The 16131-nt window shown below is 64.0% G+C and carries 11 protein-coding genes; 3 read left to right on the forward strand and 8 right to left on the reverse strand.

Annotated elements, in window-relative coordinates:
* Nucleotides 1-124: 124 nt before the first annotated feature.
* From CS1GBM4_RS07385 to asnB (CS1GBM4_RS07420), 8 genes are all read right to left on the reverse strand, one after another.
* Complete coding sequence (locus CS1GBM4_RS07385) at nt 125-2665, reverse strand: ATP-binding cassette domain-containing protein (RefSeq protein ID WP_186418063.1); 2541 nt, start codon at nt 2663-2665, stop codon at nt 125-127.
* Nucleotides 2666-2677: 12 nt separating this feature from the next.
* Complete coding sequence (locus tag CS1GBM4_RS07390) at nt 2678-3538, reverse strand: ABC transporter permease (protein ID WP_186418064.1); 861 nt, start codon at nt 3536-3538, stop codon at nt 2678-2680.
* A 51-nt stretch (nt 3539-3589) separates the two neighbouring features.
* Entirely contained in the window at nt 3590-4663 is a 1074-nt protein-coding gene (locus tag CS1GBM4_RS07395; RefSeq protein WP_186418065.1) for an NAD-dependent epimerase/dehydratase family protein, read from the reverse strand.
* Between the two features lie 34 nt (nt 4664-4697).
* Nucleotides 4698-5669 carry a transglutaminase domain-containing protein gene (locus tag CS1GBM4_RS07400; RefSeq protein WP_186418066.1) on the reverse strand — a complete coding sequence of 324 codons (972 nt, stop codon included), beginning with the start codon at nt 5667-5669 and terminating at the stop codon, nt 4698-4700.
* 287 nt (nt 5670-5956) lie between these two features.
* Nucleotides 5957-6889: an NAD-dependent epimerase/dehydratase family protein gene (locus tag CS1GBM4_RS07405; RefSeq protein WP_186418067.1), complete on the reverse strand. Its 933-nt coding sequence runs from the start codon at nt 6887-6889 to the stop codon at nt 5957-5959.
* 7 nt (nt 6890-6896) lie between these two features.
* Nucleotides 6897-7856, reverse strand: coding sequence for an NAD-dependent epimerase/dehydratase family protein (locus CS1GBM4_RS07410; protein ID WP_186418068.1), 960 nt, complete (start codon nt 7854-7856; stop codon nt 6897-6899).
* Nucleotides 7857-7881: 25 nt separating this feature from the next.
* The gene (gene asnB / locus CS1GBM4_RS07415) at nt 7882-9819 is read right to left on the reverse strand and encodes an asparagine synthase (glutamine-hydrolyzing) (RefSeq protein ID WP_186418069.1); all 1938 of its coding nucleotides are present in this window, start codon (nt 9817-9819) and stop codon (nt 7882-7884) included.
* A 127-nt stretch (nt 9820-9946) separates the two neighbouring features.
* Nucleotides 9947-11845, reverse strand: coding sequence for an asparagine synthase (glutamine-hydrolyzing) (gene asnB, locus CS1GBM4_RS07420; RefSeq protein ID WP_186418070.1), 1899 nt, complete (start codon nt 11843-11845; stop codon nt 9947-9949).
* 252 nt (nt 11846-12097) lie between these two features.
* Here asnB (CS1GBM4_RS07420) and CS1GBM4_RS07425 point away from each other — a divergent pair, with 252 nt between their 5' ends.
* The 3 genes from CS1GBM4_RS07425 (at nt 12098) to CS1GBM4_RS07435 (ending at nt 16064) form a co-directional block, all read left to right on the forward strand.
* Complete coding sequence (locus CS1GBM4_RS07425; RefSeq protein WP_186418071.1) at nt 12098-13609, forward strand: hypothetical protein; 1512 nt, start codon at nt 12098-12100, stop codon at nt 13607-13609.
* Nucleotides 13610-13645: 36 nt separating this feature from the next.
* Entirely contained in the window at nt 13646-14509 is an 864-nt protein-coding gene (locus tag CS1GBM4_RS07430) for an AAC(3) family N-acetyltransferase (RefSeq protein ID WP_186418072.1), read from the forward strand.
* Between the two features lie 256 nt (nt 14510-14765).
* The gene (locus CS1GBM4_RS07435) at nt 14766-16064 is read left to right on the forward strand and encodes a polysaccharide deacetylase family protein (RefSeq protein ID WP_186418073.1); all 1299 of its coding nucleotides are present in this window, start codon (nt 14766-14768) and stop codon (nt 16062-16064) included.
* The last annotated feature ends 67 nt before the right edge of the window (nt 16065-16131 follow it).

Genomic DNA, 16131 nt, shown 5'->3' on the forward strand with positions numbered 1-16131 from the left:
ACCGGCCTCGTGCTCCTTCAGGATCCCGATGATCTGCTCGTCCGAAAAGCGGTTGCGCTTCATCCTCTGGTCCTCATCTCGGGCCAGAGCGAACTTCACAATGGATTAGGGCAGAGGGGCAACGTCATCGGCGCCGGCAGAAGGCGGCGAGATACAGACGCCCATCATGCTTGGCAAAGAATTCTGACAAGAGAGGGGCCGTCTTCTGCAAGGCATTCAAGGTCACGGCTTTTTCATGCTCGTAGGGCTCCAGCATGATTGAGCGTGGTACGGGATTAGAAGCGCTAGGAATCGTGATGTCCCAGTAGTCTCCCGTATCCGGATGATGGATAAGGTCGAAGGCGGCCGGTCCAAACTGCTCGACGGATACCAACTCGATGTCGGGGACCCGTGACATCAATCCTTTCAGGGCCCTCTCGTTGAAGAGCGACACGTGATACGGTGGCACAACATTCGCTGACGACCCCTGCGACAAGGTAGCATTCAGTTCGGAGAAGTGCGGGACCACCGTGACGAGCCAGCCTCCCGGCCGAACAAGACGGGCGTAACTGGTCAAGAACTCGTAGGGCTCGGGGATATGCTCCAGCACCGCCACTGAAGAGACGACGTCAAACCGCTCGCCGGCCGCAAGCAATTTAGCCGGGTCGTCGTTGACCACGTCAAAGTTGAACAAGCTTCTCGCAATCTCGATCGACTGGGGATTGAGCTCATTCAACGTGACCTTCCAATCGGGACGCATCTCCTGGATGAGGTTCGCGAATGCGCCTAGCCCGCCGCCGACATCGAGCCAGGCGCCTCGCTGAAGCCCGGCCGTCGCCCTGTCGACAATCTCACGCAGCACCTCGAGCGGCGCCGAGAAGGGGGTGCCAACGCCGCCTTCCTTCAGTAGGGGAAGTTCAAAAAGCTCGCGCGTCCGCGTATAATAGGCCCCGGCATAGAGCTTTTTCAGAATGTCGTCAGGAGGAAACGGGTCGACACAGACGAAGCCGCAATCGGCGCAACGCGCATGGCTGAAGCCGTACTTCTCGAAAACCGGCGTCAGCGGTCCCCCTGTGCAGGCAGGGCACCGTTTATGTCGCGGCCATTTTTCGGGGTAGCCGCCGTTTCCAAAGCATATCGCTTCGATCTCACCTCGCAGCGTCAGACTCTGCGCTTCCGTCGGCGCTTCCGCTCCCGCCTCAATCGAGGCAGGGAGCTCGCCGTCAGCGGGCGCCGCCTCTATCGCTGTGCCGACAGATTCGCTGGTCTCGTCGCTTTTGGCTGAAATCGCACTCGCTCCGTCGACGCCACGCAAATGGGTTAGTCGCGCGTCGAAGAAAACGGGCGCGCCAACGTCCATGCCGGCATCGTCGACGCTGAATGGATAGTAAAAATGTCTATACTCGTAAAATTCCCAAGTCCCTGGAGTGTTTGGAACGAGGCCTATCGAAAGAAAATACTCTCCTTTCCTAAATGGCGTATAGTCAAATTCAAGAATTACTACTCCCTTTTCTGCAGGTCGTTTTCGGTCGCTGGCATCAAAATAAGTATCTCTTGTTTCGCCTGGTCGAATATTTTGTGTGAAGTATTGCGCTACCGCGGAGAGATCATAGCGTCCATTCACGGCCAATGCTACGCCGAGGGTCTCTTCAGGGACATCTCCTTCGACGCGGTAGTGAATTCTCAACGTAAACGGCTTCAGTAGAGTCAACCGTGTCGTGAGCTCGCCAAGCGCATCGAGCATTTCGACACTATCGATAAACACCGGCCCGCGCCGGAAAATATGACGCTCGCCGTCGCCAGCTGCCTCGACGATATCCTTCAACGAGCTGCTGCCGCTCGGCGGCTCGGCCGTCGGGGCTTCAACTGTCAGCTCCGCTGTTTGGCGCCCGCTCTCAGTCCCTGCACGAGTGTCGAGGTCATCGTCGACAGTCTCGATCCAGCTTGCCGAGTCCGCCTGCTGATGCGCAGTCAAGTCATAAGCCTGGACAACGTTGATAGCCGGGCCGATCATTCGGACCTGGCCATGCTCCATCCAGATCACCCGCTGGCACAACTGCGCCAGTAAGCCCGTGCCATGGGACACCAAGAGGACGGTCCGCCCGCCCGAGCAGAGATTCCGGATGCGTCTCATGCACTTCTGCACGAACGCGGAATCACCCGCGGCCAGCGCCTCGTCGATGATCAGGATGTCGGGCTCGACGGCTGTTGCGATCGAGAATGCCAGCCGCGAATGCATGCCGCTCGAATACGTCTTGACCGGCCGTTCGATGAATTCGGCAAGACCGCTGAAGTCGATGATCTCTTCGATCTTGCGATCGATCTCATCGCGATCCATGCCGTATAGCAGGCCGCTGAGATAAATGTTCTCACGCCCGGAATACTCGGGATTGAACCCGAGGCCCAGCTCTAGGATCGCCGTAACCCGGCCGCTGATGTCGACCTTGCCGTAGGTCGGCTCCAGCACGCCTGTTATGACTTTGAGAAGCGTCGACTTGCCCGCGCCGTTCGAGCCGATGATGCCAAGGACTTCGCCGCGAGCGACTTGGAAGCTCACACCATCCAGCGCGCGGAAAACCTTGTGCCGCTTGCGACGCGTAAGAACCTCAACAGCGAGATCGATGGGTTTGGCGTAGACCTCGTATTCCTTCACGAGGCCGTCAACTCGAATGGCAATATCACTCACGGCATGAAAACCTTACACGACACTCGAAAAGTGATGACGCAGCCGAGAAAAGACGTACGACCCCAAGATGAGCATGGCCGCAGAAAAGCAGCTCAATGCAACCCAGGGCGAAATGCTCGTGATCTTGCCATGATAGATAACATCCTGATAACACCAGACAAGATAACTATATGGATTCATTGAAATCAAGAATTGCAACGGCTTCGGTACCATTCCAGGAAGATAAACAATCGGAACTAGGTAGATATTAACAGTTACGAACACTCTCACCAGTTCCGGGATATCTCTGAAGTACGGCGTTAAAGACGCCAGCAACAGAGCCCACCCCCAAAGCAGGCAAAGATGCAGCATAAAAAGAAGCGGCAAGAGCAGGAAACTTAATTGAATCTGTCCGCGCGTTATACTCGTGTAAATGAGGACGCAGGCAAAGAGCAGGCCCTGCACCGTCAGTGACGACAGAATCGTTTTCGCAACCAGAACCTCAGCTGGAAAAGTGACCTTCTTGACGATCGCCGAGTTGGCGATGACGACATTTGCAGATCGAGACAGGACATCTGCAGTCAAGATCCAGGGAGCCAGGCCAGAAAACAGATAGACCAGATAATCGGTCGGCCCGCGCTCCCCGATGCGGACGCTGAACACGACCGAGAACAAGAACGCGTTGACTGCGAACATCAGGATGGGGTGCACGGCAAGCCAAACGACGCCCGCCATCTGGCCCGCATGCAGATCCGTCATCTCACGACGCGCCATCTCACGCACGAGCCCGCGATGACGCCAGACCGAACGCGCGATATCGAGAACACCGAGCCCTAGTTCATGTGGAGCGGCAGCACGTCGCAAATGCTGTTCTCCAGCCAGTTCGCTACTCATTGTCCTCGCCTTGGATCGCCATGCCGCGCCCTAGCGCTTCTGGAACAGCAGCTAGGAATATCTCCGCACATCCGGCACGAAGTGCGCGTGGCTCATCATGCAGCGGGTGATAGTCGCTTTGTTGGCCTTCGTCCACTCGACGGTGCGGCGGATGCCGTCCTCATGCGGCACCTGTGCGGTGAAGCCGAGCTTTTCGCGGGCCTTGTCGGTGGCGGCGAAGCGCTGGCCGGAGCGGTCCCAGTCGCGTGCCGGCGTCAGGGCGATCGGGGTCGCGTTGCCGGTGGCGGCGTTGATGCGCTCGGCGAGTTCGCGGATCGAGACCTCGGCGCCCGAGCCGAGATTGTAGATCTCGCCGGGCTCGCCCCTGAGGCCGCACGCCATCAGGCCGCGCGCCATGTCCTCGACGAAGATGAAGTCGCGCGTCGCGATGCCGCCGTTCTCGACCGGCAGTGCCTCGCCGTGCAGCGATTTCCAGATGAAGGTCGGCGTGACATTGCGCCACACCGTCGCCGGCGTGCCGCGCCAGCGCCCGGCCCCCAGGATCTCGCCCGGCCCGTAGACGTTCTGGAAGCGCGCCTTGACGAAGGGCAGGCCGTGCCGGGTGAAATAGTAGTTGCCGTACATCTCGCCGATCAGCTTCGAGATCGAGTACGGGCTGTCGTGGAAGAGCGAGACCGGCGCGTCCTCGCTCGTCGCGGTGGCGCCGTCGAAGGTCTTGGCCGCGACCGCGCAGCCGGCCGCCGAATACACCACCTTCTTCAGCGTCCTGATGTCCTTCAGCCGCTCGAACAGCTTCAGCGTGGTCAGCGTGTTGTTCTCGTGATCCATCAGCGGATCGTGGATCGACGACTGGTTCCCGTGGAAGCAGGCGAGGTGATAGGCGTAGTCGAGGTCGTCGTCGAGCTCGCGCAGGATGCGTTCGCTGGTGATCGGCCCCGAGACCAGCGTCACCGCCGGGTCGTCCGGGACGTTGACCGGGTCGGCCGAGAGGAAGTTGTCGACGATGGTCAGCTTGCGCGGCTTCTCGCGCAGGATCTGCCTGACCAGGTTGGAGCCGACGAAGCCGGCGCCGCCGACGACCAGCACGTTCTGACCGCCGAAGCCGGCGCCCTGCGAACCAGACATTATGGGGAAGAACTCCGAATCGAAAATATGACTCTCAGGGCAGCGCCGCGAAGCGCGCCTCGGAGAACACCATGTAGCACAGCTGCTGGCTCGAGCGCATCGACAACATCGCTTCCCGGTCCATGTCGAAGATGATCGCCGGACCTGCGATCGAGAACTCGCGTCCGTTTACGAGCAGGCGGTCACCCTCCTGCGGCCGGCACCCGGCCTGCCCCGAGACCTGCAGGGAGACGCGGTACTTGCCCTGGGCGACGAAGCGGAGCGATGTCAGCCGGTTCTTGCGCTCAGGGACGATGTCTCCGACGTAATTGGGGAGGTGCTCGAAGCGCTCGATCATCTCGGGTCCATCGGGCACGGAGACAGTGACGAGCCCCTTGCCGTCGACCAGGACATCGAGTTCGGGACGGCGCAGATACGCCAAGGGATCGCCACGGTTGGCCCGCGCGAACAGAGACCAGGCGTCGAAGGCGTTCTCGAGGCCCTCTCCGTCGGGGTTCGCCCTGATCTCTTCCAGGCTCTTGAACTGGATACCGCCGCCTTCGCGAGGAACGGCGAAGCCCCAGGTCACGTCGATGAAGCGCCACCCGCCCAGAAAGAACACCTCCACCGCGATATGGCTCTCGCGCATGCCCTCGGTGCTGTAGAAGAACTGGACAGGCCTCGCCTTGACTCCCAGCGCCTCCATGATCGCCAGGAAAGCCTCGACATGGTTGCCGCAGATGCCGGCGCCCTCCTCCAGGCAGGTCTCGCTATTGGTCGGCAGCCTGCTCTTGGCGCGAGCGAGCAGGTAGGAGTAGCGCCCGGTGCTGAGCGCCGCCCGCACGGCGTTCGCCCCCTCGACAGCGGCGAACGCCTTGAAGAGTTCGCCCGGATCGAGATCCTTGTCCGGATAGACCGTACTGATTGCATGGGCGGCACTGCCCACACGGCAGGCCATCCGCAGGATGCCCGTCGGTTGGCTCCCGCAGTCGGCGAAGCGTGCCGGGTCGGTGCCGCGCAGATCCACGGGCCTTGCGTTGCCGGCAGGAGCCGGATTCCGGGGAGGAACTATCCCCGAAGCCGCCCGCTCATCCGACATTGCAGTCGCCGGCGCCTCGGGAGGAGGCACCAGGCCCGGACGATAGTGGACAACGGCCATTGCGATCGCCGTCACTGCGCCCAGAGCGACCAGAATTCGACTTCGCCCAGATGTCACCGCCCACGCCTCCACCGGATATATGAGGTCGCATGGCTTCCAATCGTCGTGGAACGATCTCCAACCTGGGCGTTTGTTCTACAACTTCAGATAGACAGTCAAGCCGGCGCCTTGAGATGGCTGTAGATCGCGGTGACGCCATGCTCGTCGTACCAGGCCAGCATGCGCCGGATCGTCTGCTCGAAGGAGTAGCGCGGCCGCCAGCCGAAGGTCGCGATCGTCTTCGCCGGGTCGAGCACCACGGCGGGCACGTCGTCCGCGCCCGGCTCGACTTCGGGAACCGGCTCCGACAGCGTGACGCCGAGATGGTCGACGACGATGTCGAAGATCTCCTTGATGCTGTGGCCCGTGCCGGTCGAGACGTTGAACAGCCCGGTCGGTGCGCCCTCCGCCATCACCGCGTCCATCACCGAGAAGAAATCGTCCATGTCGATGAAATCGCGCACCGTCTTCGAGCAGAAGCAGCCCTTGCCGGCCTTCAGCCTGGTGTAGAAGGTCGGGATCGGGCCGATCGCCAGGCGCGGGCCGGTGACGTTGGCGAGGCGCAGCGAGACGAAGGGCAGGCCGGAGACGGCGAGATAGTTCTCGCCGGCCTGCTTCGAGATGCCGTAGCTGGTAAACGGCCGCGCCGGCGCGTCCGCCGGGATCGGCAGCGTGTCGGGCCTGCCATAGCCGAGCGCGGTGTGGAAGTTGACGAAGCGCTTGACCCCCGCCGCCTTCGCCGCCTCGACGACATGGATCGTGCCCTCGACATTGGTGCGCGTGTCCTCGACCCAATCGTCCGGGTCCTTGTAGGCCGCGGCCGAATGGATCACATGGCTGGGCCTGAACTCGGCGAACAGCCGGTCGATCAGATCCCGGTCCTGCACCTTGCCCTCGACGACGCGCATCGCCGGATGGGCTTCCGGCAGCGAGCCGCGATGGCCCGTCGCGAAATTGTCGAGCACGAGCACCTCGTGCCCCGCCTCGAGATAGCGCTCGGTCAGGTTCGAGCCGAGGCAGCCGGCGCCGCCGGTGATCAGGATGCGCATGCCCGTCTCAGCCCTTCGCCGCCGTCTTGATGTCGGCACGGGCCTCCTTGAGATGGGTGTAGCCACCGACGACGCCCTCCTTCTCCCAGCGTTCGACCGAGAGCCGCGCGATCTCCTCGAGCGCGGTGAAGGTCACGTCGCCGAAATCGGCGAAGGTGCGCGAGGGATCGAGCAGGATCGAGGCCGCGTCGTCCGGGCCGAGCGGCTTCACCTCCGGCTCGGGGTAGTCGTTGAGCTTCATCGCCTTCACGACGGCGTCGTAGAGCTCCTTGATCGCCACGTCCTTGCCGGACGAGAAATGGTAGGTGCCGTTGCCCTTGCCGTCGGCAGCCTGGACCACGACCCTGGCGAGGTCGCCGGCATAGCAGAAATCGCGCCGCGCCGGCGTCACGAAGCACTTCTTCCCCTCTGCCAGACGCCCATAAAAAATCGGCAATGGCCCGGAGACATTGCGCGGGCCGATGACGTTGGCGAGGCGGAAGGTCACCCAGTCGACGCCGGAGAACTGGACATAGTGCTCGCCGGCTGTCTTCGAGATCGCATAGCTCGAGTTCACGGGGTTGATCGGGTGGTCGAGCTGGATCGGCTGCTGCAGCGGCTTGGTGCCGTAGCACAGCGCCGTCTGGAAATAGATCAGCCGGCCGACCTTGTGCAGCTTGCAGGCCTTGGCGATGTTGGCGCCGCCGACCGCATTGACCAGCGCGTCGGTCTCCCAATCCTCGGGATCCTTGTAGGACGCCGCGGTGTGCACGACGACGTCGGGCCTGAAGTCGGAGAAGAGCTGGTCGACCAGCTTCCAGTCCGTGATCGAGCCCTCGACCTGGGTCAGGCGCTCCTGATCGAGCAGGTTGTCGCGACGGCCGGTCGAGAAATTCTCCAGCGACATCACGGTATCGCCACGCGCGAGGAACATGTCCGCCGCCGTCGAACCCACTTGGCCGGAGCCGCCGGTAATGAAGACCTTCATGCTGCTGTTCCTGTGAGTGCGGGTTCTACTGGGCCGCGACGCGCGCGGGCTCGACCTCGTCGAGCATCCGCCGGTAGCCGGCGGCGCGGTCGTGGAAGATCTGGTGCCAGAGCTCGAGGCTGAGCAGCCCCCAGGTCTTGCGCGAGAAGCGCTCGCCCTTGTCGAAATTGGCGAGGATGGCGTCGCTGTTGAAGAATTCGCGACGGCGGTTCTTCTGGGTCGAGAAGATGTCGGCGACCATGCCGTTGAGCTCGCCCGAGAACCATTCCTTCAGCGGCACCGGGAAGCCCATCTTGTCGCGCCGCTGCGCCAGCTCCTGCGGCAGATCGGCGGCGAAGGTCGACTTGATGAAATGCTTCATCTGGCCGCCCTTGAACTTGATGTCGGCCGGGATCGTCGCGGCGAACTCGACGACCGGGTGGTCGAGCAGCGGCACCCGCGATTCCAGCCCGTGCGCCATCGACATCCGGTCCTCGACCTGCAGCAGCGCCGGCAGCAGGCACTTGAAGTCGAAATGCGTCATCGAGTCGAAATAGGCCTCCTTGCGGACATTGCGCTCGGAATTGAAGATCGCCTGGAAGCGCGAGAACACGCCGGCGAGGTCGAGGGCCGACCAGTCGACCTCGCTGCCCATGTCGGCCGAGCGGTCGATCAGGCGGAAATAGCGCTCGTCGAGCGGACCGAACAGCCCCTTGGAGAAAAGCTGCCGGATCAGCGGCTTGTATTCCTGCAGCACCGTCAGATGCGGGATGATCGATTCCGGCGTCACGACGAAGTTGCCGCTGTGCTGCGTGCCGTCGATCGAGGCCTTCAGGGCCTGTTCGAGATAGGCGATCAGATAGCGGGCGTAGCCGCCGAAGATTTCGTCGCCGCCCTGGCCGCCGAGCACGACCTTGACATGCTGCGCGGCGAGTTTCGACACCATGAACTGCGGAAACGAGCCGGGCCCGGCGACGGGCGTATCGAGGTGATAGACGACCTTCTCGATGCTGTCGCGGAAGTCGCTCGCGGTGATCTCGATCTGGTGCAGGTCGATGCCGCCGTCGCGGCAGGCGGCCTCGGCATAGGAGCTTTCGTCGTAGCCGGGGAACTCGGTGAACTTGCCATGGAAGCCGATCCGGCCCGACGCCTCCTCGCGCCCGGCGAGGATGCCGATCAGGCTGGAGTCGATGCCGCCCGAGATATAGGCGCCGACCGGCACGTCGGAGCGCAGATGAACCTTGACCGAGTCGGCGAGCCGGGCGCGCATCTCCTCGCCGAACCAGCGCGGCGTATGGCTCCAGTCGATGTCGTAATGCACGTCCCAATAGCGGAAGACGCGCACCTCGCCCTTCTCCACGGTCAGCGCATGCCCCGGCAGCAGGGTATGAACATGCCGGAACAGCGTCTTCTCGCCGATCGTGTACTGGAAGGTCATGTACTCCGCGAGCGCGTCCGGATCGGTCGCGATCTCGGGCAGCACCGGCAGCAGCGCCTTCATCTCGGAGGCGAAGTAGAGCGTGCCGTCGACCACCGTGTAGTAGAACGGCTTGATCCCGAAGCGGTCACGCGCGGCGAAGAAGCGCTCGCCGTCCCACAAGCCGAAGGCGAACATGCCGCGCAGGTGCTGCAGGCAATCGACGCCCCATCTCGCATAGGCCGCGAGCACGGTCTCGGTGTCGGAGGAGGACCGGAAATCCCAGCCGGATTTCAGCTCCGCCATCAGCTCGATGTAATTGTAGATCTCGCCGTTGAAGGTGATGACCGTCCCGTCATTGCCGGCCATCGGCTGACGACCGGCGGGCGACAGGTCGATGATGGCGAGGCGGCGATGGGCAAGCCCGCAGATATCGCCCGGAGCGCACCAGAAGCCATGGCCGTCAGGGCCACGATGGGCGATCAGTCGATTCATCGCGGCGAGCGCATTGGCAAGCTTCGCGACCGGCTGGCGCGTCAGGGAGACGGCGCCTGCAATTCCACACATGAATAGACCTTCTCTGCCGTCGGCCTCCTCGCAGCCAGGAGGCATCGACCTTAGCGAGACGAATTTGGATGACGCCGTTTAGCAGGCCGGTCGCAACTTGTCAGCTTCGCCCTCGCGGCCCCGACGGTCACATCGTGACGCCGAAGCGTTCGCCCCAGATGCCGAGGTTCACGATCCGCCAGAGCGTGAAATCGAGTGGACGTCCGCCGTCCAGCATGTCCTTGGCGAGCGCGCGCACGCCGTCGGCATTCATCAGCCCGGGATAACGGACGAGCGTCTTCTCGATGCCGTCCTCGACCAGACCGCGCAGCGGCCCGCGGAACCAGATCTGTTCCGGCGTCGCGAAGCCGAGCTTGTCGCGGCGCTCCCGTACGATCTCGGGCAGGACGTGGCTCATCCCCTTGCGCAGCACGCGCTTGGTATCTCCGCCGACGATCTTGTGGTCGTTGCCGAGCGCGAGGTCGAACTCGACCAGCGGGTGATCGAGGAAAGGGACCCGCGCCTCGATCGAATGCGCCATCGAGTTCCTGTCCTCCCAATGCAGCAGCATCGCGAGATTGGAACCATAGGTCATCGTCAGGCACAGCGAGCGGATATCGGTGACCGGCGGCAGGCCGAGCTCGTCGCTGGCCAGCTGAAAGGCGCCTTTCGGATTGCCGGCCTCACGCAGTATGTCGGTGCCGAGCCAATCATGTTGCGTCAGCGCCCGATGCTGGCGCCGCAGCACACCGGCGAGGTTCGCAGGCAGCAGCGGCACGAGATGGTTGCGGATCTGCTCGTAGATCGAGGTGCCATGATAGCGATTGCGCTCGACGATGGTGCGCAGCAACTGGTCGAACTGACGCCGCCGAGTCAGGTCGGCCATATAATAGGGAAAGCTGCCATGGTAGCCGGCGAGTTGCTCGTCGGCGCCCTGCCCGTCGAGCATCACCTTGACGCCGACCCGGCGCGCCTCCTCGAACACGCACCATTGCGCGAAGATCGAAGTCGAACCGAAGGGCTCGTCCTGATGCCAGGTGATGTCGGAGGCGCGCTGGAAGACGTCCTCGGCCTTTGGAAAGATGTAGTGCGGATCGGTATGAGCATGCGCCACGACCGCATCCATGAACGGCTTTTCGTCGACGCTCTTTTCGGCGTAGCAGGCCGAGACGGTGTTGACCCTCGAACCACCGGTGCCCGAGCCCATCATCTCGGACATCAGGCACACGATGCTCGACGAATCGAGACCGCCCGACAGGCAGGAGCCGACCGGCACGTCCGAGCGCAGATGGAGCCGCACGGAGTCGGTCAGCAATTCACGGAAGCGCGCGGCGGCCTCGCCCTCGGAGATCGACAGCGCGCCTGCCGTCGCGGGATACCAGCGCCGCACCGCGACGGTCAGCGGCCCTGACCCGCTGGCGTCGACCATGGCGCATTCGCCGCCGCGCAACTGCGCCACGCCGTCGAACATCGTCTCGGCGGTATGGTCGGCGATGCCGGAGGCGAGGAAGTCGTGGACGCGCGCGATGTTCATGCGGCCGCCGAGCCCGGGCAGACCGAGCAGCTGCTTGATCTCCGAAGCGAAGGCGGCGCCACGCGGCGTGGCGAAGAAATAGAGGGGCTTGATGCCGTAGCGGTCGCGCGCCGCGAACAGCTTCTTGTCGCGGTCGTCCCAGATCAGGAAGGCGAACATGCCGCGCAGCCGTCGAAGCGCATCCTCGCCCCACAGCATGTAGGCGCGCAACAGGACTTCGGAATCCGAATCGCTGACGAAGACCTCGCCCCGTGCGCGCATTTCCTCGCGCAGCTCGATGTAGTTGTAGATCTCGCCGTTGAAGACGAGGTGATAACGGCCGGAGGCGTCGGCCATGGGCTGCAGCCCGGCGTCGGAGACATCGATGATCGCAAGGCGTCGATGGCCGAGCGCGACCGGGCCGGCGGCACTCCCATAGACCTGCCAACCGCGGCCATCAGGCCCGCGATGCGCAACGATATCGATGCGCGCCGGATCGGGCTCGAAGCCGACAGAAGCAAACAGGCCGCACATGCGCAGGAATCTCCATCGGCGAGAGAGGCTCCTCTTATCTGAGCAGTGTCTGCGGCGAAAGCCCGGCGCATGGGGTCCGGCCACTCAGCTCTCTCGCCGGTCGGTCTTGCCCCTGCTGGCCGTCCCGATTGGACCTTGCCGGCGAAAATGACTATCAGCCGCGCTGGTGCCACGCCGGCTCGCGGCGGGGGCGGCGTTGAGGACTGCAGGCTGCATGTCCATGCGAAGATGGGATGCGGATTTGATTGGGACATGGGCGCGATGAAGATCCTGCTCCTGCATGACCTCATGCCGGCGCGGCCATTGCGCCGCCAGCTCGCCAACCAGTGTTTCCTGCTCCAGAAATACCGCCCGGGGACCGAAACCGTTCTGCACGCGGCCGGCGATCCGGTCGACGACGCGCTGCGGCATGGCGACTTCGACGCGATCGTGCTCGATGTCTCGTTCCTGTGCTGGCGCTGGGTGAAGCCCCGATCGATGTTCGAGGCGTTCCTGCGCGATTACGCCTGGGTGCCGGCGCACCCTGCGGTCAAGCTGGCCTTTCCTCAGGACGATTATGATCACCAGGCGGTGCTGGACGAGTGGCTGTCGTCCTGGCGGGTCGACGTGGTCTTTTCTCCGCTCGCGCATCTGGCGACCGTTCTTTACCCGAAGACCGCGCAGACCGGGCAGATTCGCCCCTTCCTCACCGGCTATGTCGACGATGTCGACCTCGCCATCGCCGAGCGCGGCCGTCTGCCGATCGCCGAGCGCCGGCTCGACCTCGCCTATCGGGCCCGGCCGCTGCTGCCGAATTTCGGCGAGCTCGGCCGGCTGAAGACGCGCATCGCCGAGGTCGTCGCGCCGGCTGCACGCCAGGCCGGGCTCGTCGTCGATGTCTCGACCGATCCGGCCGATACGATCTTCGGCGACGGCTGGCTGAACTTCCTCGGGTCGGCGCGCTATGTGCTGGGGACGCCGAGCGGCTCCAGCGTGATCGATGCACACGGCGAGATCGGCGCTGCGATCGCAGCCTTCACGGCGGCGCATCCCGGCGCCTCCTTCGATGAGATCACCCGGGCCTGCGTGCCGCCGGAGGCGACGCGACATCGCATGGAGGCCTTGTCGCCGCGCGTGTTCGAAACGGCGCTGAGCGGCGCCTGCCAGATCCTGGTGCGCGGCGAGTACGGGCCGCTCGAGCCGGACCGGCACTATATTCCGCTCGAGCCCGACTTCTCGAATCTCGAGGCGGTGATCGCGCGGCTCGGCGACCATGAGCGGGCCCAGCGCATCGCCGACGACTGCTTCACGCTCGTCACCACGGCCGACGAGCTGCATTATCGCCACGCCGCGGACGCGCTCGAACGCGCGGTGGCGGAGCGCTGGCTGGCGCGCGGCGACACGGAACGGGCGCAGCGAATCACGGCACGGCAGCCGGTTTCCACGGCGGAGGTGGTCGAGCGCGCCCTGTGTGCGGATATTCGGGGACGCCAGGGACTGCTCGGCGGGTTGGCCGGCCAGCTCGCCGGGGCGACGACCGGCGACCCGATCCAGATCAGCCGCTTCAACGAGCTCGGGCTCGTGGTGGCGAGCCGCTGGCAGCAGCTCGCCGGTCATGCCAGAGCCGAGACCGCGCGGGCCGAGGCGGAGCGGGACCGGACGGCGATCCTGCTGCAGCAGCTCGCCGCGGTCGAGGCCCGCGTCGAAGGATACGAGAATGCCTCGATTGCCAGGCTCGCCCGCATGATGGCAAAACGCCTGCTCCGGCGCCTCGGGTTGCGCTAGTTCGCGGGCTTGCCCGCTTCAGGAATGGATTGTTCGATGGCGTTCGGTGTCGACGAGCTTGCGGCGGGGGTCCGGCGCCTCGGTGTCCGGGAGGGCCACACCGTTCTCGTCCGCGCCGCCCTCAAGGCGATCGGCCCGGTCGAGGGCGGTGCTGCGCGCGGCTTGATCGAGGCCGTGCTGTCGGTGATCGGCCCCACCGGCACGATGGTGGGGCTCGCCTTCACCCCGGCCTATCCGCGCGGCAACCGCAATCCCGCGCATGTCTGGCGGCCCGGCACGCCGAGCGCGACCGGCGGGCTCGCCTCGGCGATGATGAACTGGCCGAAGGCATTCGGCAGCCGCCATCCCACCAATGGCTTCATCGCCATCGGTGCGCGCGCCGAGGAATTGCTGGCCGATCACGACCATACCAAGCCGTGCTTCCATCCGATGAACCGGATCGTCGAATGGGGCGGGCATATGGTCCTGGTCGGCTGCGTCAGCTCGAGCCCGGGATTCTCGACCGTGCACCTGGCGCAGGAACATCTCGGCCTTTCGACACAGACGATCCGCCCCGGCCTGTTCGGCAGCTATTTCGAGAATGATGGCAAGGTCGAGTGGTTCGCGCGCATCGACGAACCCGGCTGCAGCATGGGATTCAGTAAATTCTATGCCGACTATGTCCGCGAAGGGGAGCTTCGCGTCGGCGATGTCGGCGATGCCTATTCGCTCGGCATCGATGCCGCTGCGGCCTACGAGATTGAACGGCGCAAGCTCGAGCGTGATCATCGCGCCGCGCTCTGCGACCGCCCCGATTGCTATGGTTGCCGCGGGATCTGGCGGTACAATAAAAAAGATTGGCCGCGCTATTGGGGACGTGAATACGGGCGCCGCGTGCTTTCGCGGTTGAGGCTCGGATAGTCATGCCGGCATCCCTGTCGATGCCGGAGCATGCGTCCGGGGTTGTTGGCCGTTCGGAGCTCTGGAGAACTGCCCCTTGCGGTTTGGTCCTTCCCCGAACTGACCCAAATTGGGCCGAGACCCCTGACGCTGCCTTGGTCAGCTTGCCGGCAGCGCAAAAAAATGGCATGCGGGCCGGCCCGTGATCGAGGTTCCATGCAGCGGCTGTTTGCCTGCTCCCGGTCCGGGAGCCGGCGATCATTGAGGGCGGTAGGCCGTGTTGCAGGACGTGCATGAGGAGCCGATTCCGGTGAGTGCGGCAGCGCGGCGCCATGTCGAGCTGACCGTGCGGAGCTGGCTGGGCCTGCCGGAAGACGATCCGACGCCGGTGCCGGCGATGCCGGAAAGGCTGGTCCGCCTGTTCTTGCGCAGCGAGGAGTGGGAGATCGCCTCGCGCGACCAATGGGGCAATTTCGAGCACGGCCTGGCCGACAACGCGCTGCGCGGAGCGTTGTGGGAGCCCGAGGTCGATCAGTGGGTCGAAGCGGTCGGGCGCCAGCTCCCGTCGACGGCCAGGCGCCTGCCGATGTGGCCGCATGGCCACCGCTTCGCGCTGTGCCTGTCACATGATGTCGACGCCATCTCGACGCAGTATTCCAGGTTGCAGCTCCTGCGATTGAAACGCCGTGAGTTGCTGGCGCGGGCCACGCGCAGCAAGGAGGAGGAGCGCTTCCTGAGCGACTTCCCGCGCGCCTATTCCCTTCTGGCGGCGGGGCGTGGCAACGACGTCGCATCCGCGACGAGCGAGTCGATGGAGCGCGCCATTGCCGTCGAGGACGAGTTCGGGATCAGGGGATCCTACTTCTTCCCGGTCTGGCCGCCGCGCGAGGACAGCCCCTATGACTGCCTTTATGAGGCGGATGATCGCTATACCTATCGCGGTCGGCAGATGACGGCACGCGACATCATGATCGAGCTGGCACAGCAGGGGCATGATGTCGGCCTGCACGGGGGCTACCATACCGCGTTGAAGCTCGAGAACTTCCTGCACGAGAAGCACCTGCTGGAAGACGAAACCGGATTGTCGATCACCACGACGCGGCAGCACTGGCTGCACTGGGATGCGAGGATCACCCCCCGGCTTCACCAGCAGGCGGGCATCACAGCCGACTCCACGCTCGGCTATAATCGCAATGTGGGGTTCCGCGCCGGCACTTCGAAGCCGTATCGCTTCTTCGACGTCGGTCAGGACTGCGTGCTCGATCTGATCGAGCTGCCGATGGTCCTGATGGACGGCTCCGTCTTCTCGACCGTCGCGCTCGAGATGGACCTGGCGCGGTCCAAGCGCCTGGCGAAGCGGATCATAGACAGTACGATCGCGACCGAAGGCTGCGTCTCGCTGCTCTTCCACCCCGAGAACCTCGCCGACCCCGATACGTTCGCCCTCTATCGCTGGTGCGTGGCGTATTGCATGGAGCAGGGGGCCTGGGGCGCGTCGGTGAAGCAGATCGAACTCTGGTGGCGCGAGAGGCTGGCAAAGCTGGCTGCCGCGGGCGATACCGAGGTTGCCGCCTGATGCCGGTGCGATGCAGGTAGTTCACTGAGCGCTATGATGAATGATCAATCGCTGGATCGGCGGCCGA

Source organism: Allobosea sp. CS1GBMeth4 (genome assembly GCF_900185715.1).
Lineage (GTDB): Bacteria > Pseudomonadota > Alphaproteobacteria > Rhizobiales > Beijerinckiaceae > Allobosea.